The 14,200-nt window shown below is 31.3% G+C and carries 9 protein-coding genes and 1 pseudogene; all 10 read left to right on the forward strand.

The features are described 5' to 3' along the window. The first annotated feature begins 15 nt into the window (after positions 1 to 15). The 10 genes and pseudogenes from IPM14_04030 (at position 16) to IPM14_04075 (ending at position 13,741) form a co-directional block, all read left to right on the forward strand. Positions 16 to 537, forward strand: coding sequence for an SLBB domain-containing protein (locus IPM14_04030; protein ID MBK9097288.1), 522 nt, complete (start codon positions 16 to 18; stop codon positions 535 to 537). A gap of 51 nt (positions 538 to 588) precedes the next feature. Continuing rightward, complete coding sequence (locus IPM14_04035) at positions 589 to 2,802, forward strand: polysaccharide biosynthesis tyrosine autokinase (protein MBK9097289.1); 2,214 nt, start codon at positions 589 to 591, stop codon at positions 2,800 to 2,802. A gap of 341 nt (positions 2,803 to 3,143) precedes the next feature. Continuing rightward, a complete protein-coding gene (locus IPM14_04040; protein MBK9097290.1) occupies positions 3,144 to 3,848 on the forward strand; it encodes an NTP transferase domain-containing protein in 705 nt (234 codons plus the stop codon). A 337-nt stretch (positions 3,849 to 4,185) separates the two neighbouring features. Then, positions 4,186 to 5,430, forward strand: coding sequence for a glycosyltransferase (locus tag IPM14_04045; GenBank protein MBK9097291.1), 1,245 nt, complete (start codon positions 4,186 to 4,188; stop codon positions 5,428 to 5,430). Between the two features lie 40 nt (positions 5,431 to 5,470). Continuing rightward, positions 5,471 to 6,629: pseudogene (locus IPM14_04050) on the forward strand (N-acetyl sugar amidotransferase). 191 nt (positions 6,630 to 6,820) lie between these two features. Beyond that, positions 6,821 to 8,659 (forward strand): hypothetical protein, encoded by a 1,839-nt coding sequence (locus IPM14_04055; protein ID MBK9097292.1) that lies wholly within the window; start codon positions 6,821 to 6,823, stop codon positions 8,657 to 8,659. Continuing rightward, positions 8,659 to 10,134 (forward strand): oligosaccharide flippase family protein, encoded by a 1,476-nt coding sequence (locus IPM14_04060; protein MBK9097293.1) that lies wholly within the window; start codon positions 8,659 to 8,661, stop codon positions 10,132 to 10,134. The genes IPM14_04055 and IPM14_04060 overlap by 1 nt, the downstream gene beginning before the upstream one ends. A gap of 85 nt (positions 10,135 to 10,219) precedes the next feature. After that, entirely contained in the window at positions 10,220 to 11,401 is a 1,182-nt protein-coding gene (locus IPM14_04065) for a glycosyltransferase family 4 protein (GenBank protein MBK9097294.1), read from the forward strand. A gap of 5 nt (positions 11,402 to 11,406) precedes the next feature. Further along, on the forward strand, positions 11,407 to 12,156 hold the full coding sequence (locus IPM14_04070) for an FkbM family methyltransferase (GenBank protein MBK9097295.1): 750 nt from the start codon (positions 11,407 to 11,409) through the stop codon (positions 12,154 to 12,156). 145 nt (positions 12,157 to 12,301) lie between these two features. Then, the gene (locus IPM14_04075) at positions 12,302 to 13,741 is read left to right on the forward strand and encodes a hypothetical protein (protein ID MBK9097296.1); all 1,440 of its coding nucleotides are present in this window, start codon (positions 12,302 to 12,304) and stop codon (positions 13,739 to 13,741) included. The last annotated feature ends 459 nt before the right edge of the window (positions 13,742 to 14,200 follow it).

Below are 14,200 nucleotides of genomic sequence, written 5' to 3' on the forward strand. Positions count from 1 at the left end.
ATTTTTTAGCTAATTATGAAAAGAATACCGATTTTGACTCTATTCGTAATTGTATGTTTTTTTGAATTCGTTCAAGCTCAGGATGATATTCAGATAGGTAGTAGTGGAAGGACAAATGCTACTGGTGCCCTCTACGATTATTCAAATGCATCTACTGTAAATATAAAAGTCCAACTCTGGGGATATCTTGAGAATCCAGGATATTATATAGTTCCTGCAGGAACCAGCCTCAATGAGCTTATATCACTTGCTGGCGGACCTCTAGAAGATGCCTCGTTAGATGATATAAGGGTTGTGAGAATCAAGGAAGGATCTCCAACAACGATGGTAAAGTATAACTATGATGATCTGGTATGGCAGGATAAAATAACCAATAAGATTGAGTTTGTTACACTCAACGCAGGAGATATTGTGATTGTTCCTGGTGAACCGAGATATTTTGCTCGGGAGGACGTTACATTTTACCTGGGGATTTTAACCTCTCTCGCATCAATCGCAGCTTTAGTTATTAGTATAATTCTTCTTACGAGTGAATAGATTTTAAAAATATGTTTAAAGATTATGGATAATTTTAATTTCGAGAAATACTTGAAAGGGGACGCAAAAACATTAAAAGATTATATTCTTCTTTTAAGAAATAATCTTAAATACTTTTTCATTTTTCCACCCGTTATTTTATCAATTGCTATAGTATATGTTGTATTAGCGAAGGATATTTATATCTCATCAGCTAAAATTAAGATTACAAAACAGACAGAAAATGTACTCGAGGATACGCGACAATCAAATGACCCCGGATTTGTAGATAGATTTATTGCAAATGAAATAATTACGATGACAGACTATAGTGTAAGAGAAAAAATTGCTCAAGCACTTATCGACTCCTTTAATAATACTGAAAACAAAAATCTTTTCTCACTTGTTCGATCGGGAAAGGGCAGAACAAATTCTTCCCATAAATCCGTTGCAGAATTAGCTGGTACCTTAGGTGGAGTCATATCTGTGGAGCCAGTTTCCGGAACTGATATGGTTCGTATTTCGGCTGAATCTCCTTCACCGATTGAGACGGCAATAATCGCGAATACGTGTGCACGTGAGTATCAAGAATTAAATTTGGCTATAAACAGACAAAAATTGACAAATATTAGAAAATTTCTTGAAGATCAGAGAGATGAAAAACTATTGGAGCTAAAAGGTATAGAAGATTCTCTGATGAAATTCCAGGAAAAGGGAGGTATTGTTTCTATAGATGTTCAGTCGACTGATTTAATTAATCAACTCTCCCAGTTGGAGGCTCAAAAAGAAGTGACCAGGATGGAACTTATGACATCTAATGAGATTCTTAAACAATATAAATTCTTTTTGGGGAAACAGGACCCGCAGCTAGTCAATTATCTAGAAAATCAAACTTCTCAGGCATATATAAATGCTCTTCAACAGCAGATTGCAGATTTACAGGTAAACAGGGACATTGCATTATCTATAAAAAATCCCAATGTTGATATTTCTGATAAAGTAACAGAATATGATCAAAGAATTAATGAACTTCAGGAAAAATTGAATACTGCGATAAGCGGTATCAAGGCTGATGCTTTTTCAGGAAACCCCCAACGAGTGCAGGAACTTGCTCAAAAAATTATAGATGAGGAAATAAATAACAATACTTTAGCTGTACGATTAAGCCAATTGGAGTCAATTACACAAAAATATGAGGGAAATCTAAAAAGGCTTCCCAAGACTTCAACACAGCTTGCTCAATTTCAGAGAAACAGGGAAACCACTCAGCAATTATATTTATTGATAAATGAAAGATATCAGGAAGCAATGATCACCGAACTTTCCCAACCAGGAAACGTTTCAATAGTCAGCGAGGGAGAGATTCCTATCTTTCCTTCAAAGCCTGACAGAAAAATTATACTAATTTTTAGTTTAATTATCGGGTCAGTTATTACATTTGGTTTTATAATTATAAAAGATTATTTGAACAGTACTATTAAAACGCCCGAAGATATTGAAAAAAGTGATATAAATTTTCTGTCGTGGGTGCCTCAGTACAAGACCAATGGAAACGGTCTGGAGATTTATAAAGATTTGGTTACCCTTTATGAGCAGGATTCTCCTATCAGCGAGTCATTTAGGGCAATCAGAGCGCGGATAATTCATTCCAGGCTTGATTCTGAAATTCCCAAAACTATTTTGGTAACCTCTCCTGCTGAACACGAAGGAAAAACATTTGTTTGTGTTAATCTGGCAGGAAGTTTTGCTAAGTCTAATAAGCGGACATTAATTATAGACTGCGATTTAAGAAGACCAAGAGTTCAGGAGGTTCTGGGAGTTGATAAAAAACCAGGACTTGTTGATTATTTAGCCGGGACAGCAAGTTTGGAAGAAATTATAAGGGTATCAAGAAATAATAATTTGAGCTTTATCACTTCAGGGTCAATATCTCCAAATCCAGCAGAAATATTAGAATCTGATGCATTAAAGGATTTTATTATGGAGGTTAGAGATTGGTTTGATGTCATCATTATAGACTCGGCTCCGATAATAGCTGTAATAGATGCTGAAATTTTATCCAAAATAGTCGATGGCACCATTCTGGTTGTTTCAGCAGATAAAACAGAAAATCGGCTAATGAAGGATGCCGTTCAATTAATTAAACAGAATAATGTTTTACTCCTTGGCACAGTACTCAATAATTTTAAGTATAAAAGTGGATATGGTTACTACTACAAGTATTACTATAACTATTCAAAGGATCCCAGCAAAAAGAAAGGTAGGAAAATAGGATTTAAATCCTGAAATCCTTTTTTTGATATTGATTGCAGAATACACTTCCTCAATTATGAGATAATCAGGCAATTTTTTTTGAGGAATTACCCTCAAATATTTATTTTTCAACATCTCGGACATCAATCTACAAATGAGACACTATTTTAATCAAAGTATTATTATTCCTCTAAAGTAGTGCAATTTATATGGTACAATGTTAGAAGCAGAAATACTTAAAATGAAATTAAAACATATGTCCTTCAACCTTAGAAATGGTTTTTTCATTTGATCAAAGGTTGTTTTTCACAAGCTTCCTATGGACAAAATCTATGGTAATGAAATAAATTATAAATTCTTATGAGCATCAGATTATGAAAGCAGTAATACTAGCCGGAGGGCTGGGAACAAGATTAAGACCTTTTACAGAGGTAATACCTAAACCTTTACTCCCCATCGGAGAAAAAGCAGTACTTGAAATCCAGATTGAACATCTTAAAAAATTTGGATTCGATGAGATCTATCTGGCAACAAATTATAAATCTGACTACGTACAAAATTTCTTTGGAGATGGTTCACGTTACGGAGTTAAACTTACTATAAGCCGGGAAGAAAAACCACTCGGTACGGTTGGACCATTATCTCTGCTGAAATCAGAATTGACTGAACCTTTTGTGGTAATGAATGGGGATGTATTGAGCAATATTAACTTTACTAATTTCTATAAATTTGCAAATGACAGAGATACTCTCCTTTCAATTTCAGTTAAAAAAATCATTATGCCGTATGATTTCGGTAATATCTTCTTTAAAGATGATTTTGTTACGGGCATTGAGGAAAAACCAGATCTGATAACCTATGCATTGGCAGGTATTTACATAATGAAGCCTGGTATTTTCAGTTTAATTCCGGATAATACTTATTTCGGTATGGATATATTAATTAAAAATATGTTGTCAGATAAATTGCCGATTGCAAAATATGAATTGAGCGAATATTGGCTTGACATCGGAAGAATAGATGATTTTGAAATTGCTCAGAAGGATTTTAATGATAACTTTTATAAAGTAGCCAAATGAATGTGTGAATAACGGTTGAGGGAGGATTTACTAATTCCTATCTTACTACGCTTCCACCGAAAAAAAATTCTCGGGAATTAATTAAACTAAATTAGGGAGAAAAATTTGAGTATAAATTTTAATCTGGGAATCTGAGAAACCGATTATTTGGAATTTCAGTTAATTTTAGCAGGTATTACTTTCGATTGTTAAAATAAATTTAATGTATTTATAGTCTTTATAGTGGTATAAGGAGCCGGTGTACCTGCAAGTGAAAATATGTTAGTTATTGATTGTAATTTTTAGCATAAGATATTCTTAAACCCGGAAATAATGAAAAGACGGGGAAAAAAATTAAATGAAGAAAATATTATTAATTGGAGCAGAGGTTACAGATTTTCTAAATCCACTGGCAAGGAAACTTAAAGATATTGGATATAGAGTGGACTTGCTGGAGTTAAGAGCCGTTCCAAGAAATAGTCCCAGCATAACTGAATCATACACAAGTGTGTTAGACTACTCAAAAGTATCAGGTATGCAAATAAAACTTATTCAGGCTACAAAATATTTAGTTAAAAGAGAATTTTTTCAAAATTTGATTAAAGCAATTTTTATTAATTATCTTGAAGGTAATTACAGAATTATTAAGGAAATAAAAAACAGTTTGAACTATATGCATTCCCGGGAAATATTTTCATCTATCTTAAATAATTATGATATAATAAACTTTCACTCACTTAACTTAGGTACTCTTTCATTTATTAAACATGTTTATCGGGATAAGAAAATAATCCTGTCTTTTTGGGGATCTGATCTTTATCAAACAAGTGGGCTTAAAAACTATTATGAACAATTAGGTGCTGTTAACAAAGCAGATAAAATTGCTGTTTTAAATTATGAAATGGAAAAAGTTGTCTTGTCCAAATTTGGATCTGAATTGAAAAATAAAATTGTTCATACTGCGTTAGGAATTGAAGATGAAATTTTTGATTTAATGGATAATTATAAAAAAGAAAAACCCGACTTGAATTTCCTTAAAAAGTATAATATCCCGGATAATAAAATCAAAATTACAGTTGGTTACTGCGGCAATATGGTCTGTAATCATCTTCTGATCTTAGGAGAATTAGAAAAAATAGAGTCAACATTAAAAGATAAAATTCACTTATTGGTTCCAATGACGTATGGAAATTACACAAAAGAGTATATGCAGGAAGTGGTATCGGGACTTGAGCGAGCAAAAATAAGTTATACTATATTCAAAGAATATTTATCTTTAGATGAAGTGGCAAAATTGAGAGTAAATTCTGATATAATGATTCAGATGAATAAGAGTGATGGCTTTAATACTTCTGTCCGTGAAGCATTGTACGCAGATAATATACTTATTAGTGCAGTGTGGTTGCCTTATTCGCTACTTAGATTGGAAAACATCTTTTTTTATGAGACTGATTTTAAACAGCTTGGTGAGACGGTGACTCTTGTTTTAAACAGTTTTGAACAAATTAAAAATCGTTTATTTATGAATCCAGTTAAGGCAAAAAAGCTTACAGCTTTTAGTCAAAATTTCCAGCCGTGGATTAGTATGTTTGATTCCTTATAGTGCGAATGCGATACTTTTTTACAATCATACCTTAATTTAAATGGAATATCAAATCTGTAAAAATTGTGTTATGGATATCTCTGACCCGGATATAGTTTTTGATAAAGACGGTGTCTGTAATCATTGCAGAAGTTATGAGGATAGAAAAAAAATATTTACGATTAAGGAGGAAGAGAAACCAAGACAACTCCAGGCTCTAATCGATTTCTGCAAGAAAAAAGGACAAGGCAAAAAATACGATTGTATTATAGGTGTTAGCGGCGGTGTTGACAGCACATTTGTGGCTTACAAAGTAAAGGAACTTGGTTTAAGGCCTTTAGCTGTGCATCTTGATAATGGTTGGGATGCAGAGCTTGCAGTTTCAAATATTCATAATGTTTTAAAAAAACTTGAAATTGAACTTTATACTCATGTTCTTGATTGGGAGGAATTTCGTTCTTTGCAGGTCGCTTTTTTAAAAGCTTCTACACCTGACTCTGAAATACCATCCGATCACGCAATAGTTGCTTTAATGAAATCTATTGCTGCAAAAGAGGATTTACCTCTTATCTGGGGTGTTAATTTTAGTTCTGAGTCTATCTTACCAAGAACATGGTCCCAGGGTCATATGGATTGGGCTTACATTAAAAAAGTAAACAATCTTTTTGGCACAAAAAAATTAAAAGACTTTCCTCACTATTCTGTTTATAAGAGGATATACTGGAACAGAATTAAAGATTTGAGAATTTTTGAATTATTAAACTACATAAATTATGATAAAGAGCAGGCAAAGAAATTCCTTATCGAAGAACTCGGCTGGAGGGATTACGGCGGTAAACATCATGAATCAATATATACTAAATTTTTTCAGGCATACATACTTCCGACTAAATTCGGTTTTGATAAAAGACGTGCTCATTTGTCTTCATTAATTTTATCCGGACAAATCAAACGCGAAGAAGCATTAAAGGAGATTGAAGAACCGCCTTATAATGAAAAAGAACTTCAAGAGCATCTAATCTATACCCAAAAAGTTGGGATTGACTCGAGAAGAATTTGAGGAAATTATGAGTGCACCCCCAAGGAGGTATGAGGATTATTCACCTCAGTTCCCGAAATTTATCTATAAACTTGAAAATAAATTATTTCGATTATTAATTAAGATTAAAAAGAAAATCATCAGAAAACAAAATTATAAGTATTCTGAATATGATTTTTAACATTTGCCTTAATGAAAAAAAAGACCAGAATATCATAAACACTAGAACAAAATTGTTCCTCCTTTTATTAAACCTTCAAACCGTAAAAATTATTATTAATATTATAAAACAAATTTCTGAGTACAGTTCCAACTATTCACAAATGTATTGGCAACCAGAGAATATTATAAAGATATTTTAGAGTTAAATTAATGATCGGGACACACACATTAATAGGTAAAAATTTACAGATTGAAATAAACCAGTTAAATTTTTTAAAACTTGAGTCCTGGTTTCAAGTTAATCAGATAGAAGCATCTGATAGCGTTTCAATGTTCATCACCCATTACTACGGATATCCGTATACAGTTTTTACTGATGATATGTGGGCAATAACTGTTGAAGGTATGGTTTATAACTTAAGTAATGAAGAAATAAAATTAAAATGCGAGCTAATTGCTAATAAATTTATTAACGATGATAATTATATTGATGAAATCAAAGAGTTCACATGTTTTTGCGATGGTGAATTTATCATACAGATTTATGATAAAAAATCGAGCAGATACTTAGTATTCAATAACTACTTGGGAAGACTTCCACTTTATTACTCAAACGCAAATAATAATCTTATTATTAGCAGAAGTATTAAAACACACCTGGAGTTCATGCCAAAAATAGAACTTGACCTTACCGGCATCGCTGAATTTTTAATGTTTGGATTTACCCTTGGAGATAAAACTTATTTTAAAAATATTCACAGACTGGAACCTTCCCAGGCAATTATCATAGAAGATTTTAACAAACTCAACAATTATAGATTGATAAATACTTATAAAATTTCTTATAACAGAAAAAGTGTTAGGATTAATAGAGAAGTCATATTAGATAAATTATCAAAGCAATTTTTAAATGATACAAAAAACAGGGTTACTAAACTACGTGAGAATGGTTATGAAATAATTTCTGATTTAAGTGGTGGATTTGATAGCCGGGCATTAATAGGCGCATTATCAAAATTTGACAAAAAAATCAAATACTTTACTTATGAATATATCCAAGACGAAAGTTTGGAAGCAAACAAAATATTTAATGAACTTGGCAAACCAGGTACCTACATTAAATTGAAATTTGATAATATGTTGGATGAGCATAGCATTACGGATTTGGTATATAAAACTGACGGATTAGTTGATTATATAACAACTTCTATTTGTTATAATGATGCGGTTTCACTGCTAAAATATACCAAGCGTAAAGATAAAATCGCACATTTCGGAGGATTCGGAGGTGAGTTTATTAGGCATCCTCAAAGAAGGTATTTTAAATCCATTTTTTATGGTATAGAAAATGGATTGTATTCAACATTAAAAATAGAGAAAATCATAGAAACTCTTAATTCTTCTACAACTATTTTAGCTGAAATAAGAGATTATTTTATAAGTAAATACAGCGGAAATACTGATGAGCAATTAAGAAAATTTTACTATGAATATTACCTTCACCACGTGGGACATGCCGGTGAGGAGAGGACTAGAATATTTAATTGGACAGTTCATCCAATGTGGTCGAAAGATTTTATCAAGCTAATTTTTGAAGAGGTGCCTCTCAAATGGACAGGATATAAATTTTTCATCGATTTTATGAATCAAATTGATTGCAAATTACTAAATGTCGCCATATATAATAAAGAAATTAATCTTAATTCTGAAAAGAGTATAATTAACTATGAGAAAAAAAATAAAAGTCAATTAGGAATAAAAGCTAAAATTTATCATACAGCAAATTATTATATTCCGTTAATAGTAAACTTATATGAAAAAATTAATAGTAAGATAACTGAAAATGGAAAGACTGATAATGAAATTTATTCTACATTTTTAAAATATTATAATAAGCTTGAAAAATTAAAATCTATTTTTAATCTTAAGGAAATTCAAGAAAACATAAACAGCCTTGGGAGAAAATATAACAGACTAACAACCCTAGTAATATATTTGAGTGAGATCGAGAGAAGGTATCCAGATAAAATCGGGGAAATAAAAAACTAATGTCTAATATCAGAACTCTGGGAAAAGATACTCTTATCTATGGTCTTGGTTCTGTCCTTCAAAAATTCATTGGCGTTATACTATTACCATTTTATACACGGGCATTAAGTCCGTCGGAATACGGTATACTTGATACATTAGCTACACTAAGCTTCTTCATTTCCGTAATTTTTGGATTTGGGTTAGAGGGTGCAACTGGCAGGTACTTTTTTATTGCAGATACGGATATAGAAAAAGGCAAAGTATTGTACACTTCAGTAATTATTAAAAATGTTGCAAACTGGCTGCCTGTATTGTTCTTACTGCCCTTTAGCAGTAACATTTCTCAAATATTATTTGATAGTTCAGGTTATAGTTGGGTTATTGCTATTGCTCTAATGACGATTCCGTTATCGAATACCGCCAGTTTACAGAATCTACTATTTCGCTATTATCGTGAAGTTTGGAAATTTACTGTTATCTTATTACTCCGTGCAATAATAAACCCGCTTGCAGGTGTTCTGCTGGTTGTAGTTTTTAAATTCGGTGTTCTTGGTGCTGTTTCATCAACATTTATTAGTGTTCTTATTACTTTAATCGTTGGTTACTTGTATTATGCACGTAAAAAATATATCAAACAATTCAGTTGGATGTGGGCAAAAAAAATGCTCAAATTCGGTTTCCCTTTAATTTTTACAGGAATTTTATCCTGGGTAAATAGTGTATCCGATCGTTTTTTCATACTTCATTATTCCACATTGGATCAGATTGGCTTATTCTCCATAGGAGGAACTTTTTCACAGCCTATTACTTTAATAAATATGGCTATATCAATGAGTTCAATTGTAATATTTATGTCTATGTATAGTGAAGAAAAGGAAGAGGAGAAACCTAAAACCAAAGCTTTTCTAACAAAGATTTGGTACAGATATCTTGCAATTGCAATATCTGTTGCTGCATTCATTTCTGTTTTCAGCTATGATTTAGTAAAATTTATAACTACGCCAGATTATGTTGGGAGTATTTTGGCCATTCCTTTTTTACTATTCAGCCACATCTTATTTATGAGTAGTGAAATTACTGGAAACGGTATGACGCTAAAAGAACAGAGTAAACCATATTTCTGGATACTGTTAAGTGCTGCAGGGACTAATTTTGGACTTAATTTTTATTTTGTGCCTAACTTCGGTTTTGTAGGAGCAGCAATTACAACAATAATGTCTAATGTTGTTTACTTTCTGATATCATATTACTGGTCACAAAAAGTATTTTACATAAAAAGAAATTTCTTTAAGCCAGCGATTTACTTTTTAATATGCCTATCTATCGCAATATTTTTTCCATTCTATGAGTTGAAAAGCGGAGTGAATATATCTTACCTGGTTAAAACGGCAGCTTTGATTTTGGTGTTAACATTACCTTTTATTTTTAAGATGGTTGATTATGGTTTAATTACAAATTTGTACAATAATTTAATGCAAAAAATAAAAGGATGAAGCATTATTTTTAGTTATTGAATCATACTTGTGATTTTAAAAAATAAACGTTATGGGTTACAGGATTTATTAATAAATTATTATTATGTATAAAGTAATTTACATTGATAGAATTGCTGGGCATTCTCCGACTATTCCTTCTAGCATAAAAGACGGTGATAATTATTTTACTATCGGTTGGGGCGGAATAAGTGCTCGAAAATTCAAAGAATTTAATTCTCAAGTGACAGTAGAATGCTGGAAAACAGATTATAAAGCTGAGCAAATTTATTCAAGAGAAATTTCCGGAGTTGAATTTAAAATATTTCCTGCTATTTACATTAAATACTTTGGGGATTTCTCCAGATATATGTTACGACAACTAAGAGAAGAACTCTCAAAAAAACAACCAACTATTATTCATATAACCAGCATCCGACATTTATTATTTTTAAATGTTTTCTTAAGATTAAAAAAATATCCGGTAGTTGTGCAAAATAATGGAGAATCATCTGCGATTTATAAATCTAAAATTTCGAGCGGGATTAAAAAACTTTTTTATTTATTAAATATTCCACTCCAGAAAGCATTTTTTAAGAATATAGACTTGCTTTATATACTTGATGATAGGTTGAGGGCATTCCTTCCTGAAACTGGAGCTTTAATAAAAAAACAGACACTTGGAGTAATGCCTGAAAGATTCTATCCTTTAGATAAAAATGATGCAAAAAATCTTTTAAACCTTGATCCAAATAAAAAATATATTCTTTATGTGGGAAAACTTAATTATACAAAAAGCCCTGATATTTTAATTGATATCTTTAAAGAATTAAAAAAAAATAGAAAAGATATTGAATTACTGATAGTAGGTACGAATGAAGGCGATCCATTGATTAATTATGCAAAAGAGGCAGGTGCAATGGTTTATGGAAGAATTTTACACACTGATGTTCATAAATATTTATCCGCTGCAGAAGTATATATCCTCGCAAAGTATTCCAAAGAACATGTCTTCGGAGGTATAGGATTACTTCCTGTTGAATCTTTACTATGCAATACACCAGTAATTGGCGGAAGTTTGGAAAACTTTCCGGAGGCGGATAGAGAATCTGTTGGTTTTGCAGTTTCAGAAACTGAGCAGATGAAAGATGCTATTTTAAAAGTTATCGACAAGGAAGTAGTGTTTAGTAATTTAAGAGAAATTGCTGTTAAACACTATTCGTGGGAAAAAATTAGTAAAAATACAGCAGTCGATTTTCAAGAATTAATAAATAAATACTATTGTTAATCATAATGAAAGAAATGTTTAGAAAAATAGTTTATAAGTATGATATCTTATTCAGATTATATTATAATTTTATATACAAGCCACTTGATAAAATTTCTATTTTTCTTGATGATTTAAGCAGAAGCAAGAAAGGAAAAATATTCTTCATACAAGTTGGCGCTAACGATGGAAACTGGGGAGACAAAATATATAAGTTCATTAGACGTGACAATTGGAATGGTATTTTAATCGAGCCACAAAAGGTGATCTTTAAGCGCTTGTTAAATAATTATAAAAAGAGAAACAACCTTTTTTTTGAAAATGTAGCAATCGATTCTACTGAAGGGGAGAGAAACTTGTACAAAATTGGTTTCACTGATTCACCATGGGCATCCGGGATTTCTTCATTTATTAAGAATGACGTTCAAAAACTGATTGATGCCGGATATATCGAAAAAATGGCAAATGCAGAATCAATTGATTTGCCTTCTGATAAGGCAGAATGGATAAGCGAAGAGAAAGTTAAAGTCCAAACTCTCAAAAATATTATTGATAAATATCGAGTGAATAAAATCGATTTACTAGTGATTGATGCTGAAGGTTATGACTTTGAAATTATTAAAACCATTCCTTTTGAGCAAATTAAACCTACTATAATTATTTATGAGAATTCACATTTTAGTGAGGACATAAAGAAAAACTGTCAAAATTTTTTAATTAATTTTGGCTACAAAATAATACCAGCTGAAGGTAATACTGTTGCGGAATTAGTATAACTATGTGCGGAATCTGCGAAATATTTAATTATCAATATAGAGTTTATACTGATCAGTTTCTTTCGATGACAAAAATGCTTTGTCGTCTTGGACCTGATGAGGAAGGTCAATTTTGAGTTATAACAAAAGATATAACTAAATAATAATGTTGAAATTACTCATCACAGGTATAATTGCATTAACTTTAATATCCGCGTTTTTAATAATAATTCGCAATAAGCCGGATATGTGGTTCTGGATATTCTTAAATCTATTCTTCGATCCGGGTGGATATGTTTATGGATTTTTAGGCGGCACACTGCTGGGACCATTACATGCTTCAGATGTTTATCTTGCTGGGATGATAATTTGTTCATTTAATGCAGATATAAACTGGAAATCTGTTTTTCAAGATCCGATCTTCAGAAAGTATTTATTATTTCTTTTTCTATTTGCTTTATATTACTTCATAGTTTATGGTGGCGTTGCTCCCTACATTCATAATGATTTAGATTATCAAACCTTTTTAATGAAGAACAGAACAGTTTTATATAGTTTAATGATTATAATCCTTGTCTATGCTTTCTCATTAAGAGATCTATATCACTTTTACACCGCCACACTGTTAATCGGTACTATTTGCTTGACATTATTTATTATTTCACTTCTTACTGGCGCAAAATTAATTCCAATAGACCAATCAGCAAGATACACCGGGGAAGAAACGATGAGAATATCAATGCTAAGTTATGGACTTTTCGATTTGCTATTTCCCCTATCCTTGATAGTTCTCATTATGTCCAAAAAAATTAAGCTGAAATTAAAATACAGAAACTGGTTGTATTATAGCGGTGGAATAATGCTGATCATACTTTTATTGACTCTCACTAAACGGACACAAATAGATATTGTAGGAATGATATTAATTATAGTTTTAATAATTTCATATTTGTTAAGAATGGGGAAACTGTCATCATTATTAAAAATAATTTTTCCCGCTCTGCTTATTATTCTGGTTATGAACTTTACTTTTCCCAAATATGCAAGCTATATAACTGATGTTGGCAAAGATATCTTTTTGCTAATGACCACCGGCAAGGATTCAAGGGGAAAGAGCGATCAAAGGGTAACGGGCAACAAGGATTATGAGCTGGTAAAGAAATATATTGAGAATAATTTATTATTAGGAACCGGTTATACTTATTTATACTGGAAAGATGGACGTGCAACTTCAGCGAGGGGTGAAGAATTTAGTGTTGCGAGAGATGCAGCCGGTGAAGTACCCATATATTTCTTATTTTTTGGTTATGGAATTTCAGGTGCAGTTTTGATGATACCTTTATACTTTATGATGTTAAAATTATTTTTTAAAATGATAAAACTTCTAAGATTAACTTTGATTGATTTTTTCCAAAGTCCGCTGTCAATAATTTTTTCTATTTATTTTTTATTATCAATTGCAACTATATTCACATATAAATTATGGAATCTGAGTAATGATTTCACTTATTCGGGGATGACCAACTCTGCTGTTTTAATGGGGATAGGATTGGCTTTATATCGAAACATTTATTTAATAGAATTAACTAATAACTATAAAAAATAGTTTATACTTTTATTTATTACAAAAATTCACATAATTTCACAATAATAAATATAATCAAGATCAACTGTGTTATTAAGCAAAAAGAACAATCATGCTATTATATTGTTAACTAGTGGAGTTTTTGGAGGAGCAGAGAGAAGATTTGCTCAATTGTTTGCGTACTTAGCAGATAATCACCCAAACAAATATTACTTCATAATTACCTGGGATTTGTATTCTAGAATTCTTGAAATATTTCCTGATTACCCAACTAATAATTTAATTCCAATAGGATCAAAGACCGGCAAAAAAGTCTTGCAGTCCGAAGGTAAATCGACTGTTAAAGAATATAGATTAGACCAGCCTGGTTTACTTAAAAAGTTGTACAGATTTCTTAAAAGTTATAGAATTCAAAAAGATTATTTTAGAATGATCGAACACATAAGAAAAGAAAAAAATATTAAATGTTTTCTTGGTATT

The organism is bacterium (assembly GCA_016716565.1).
Lineage (GTDB): Bacteria > Bacteroidota > Ignavibacteria > Ignavibacteriales > Ignavibacteriaceae > IGN2.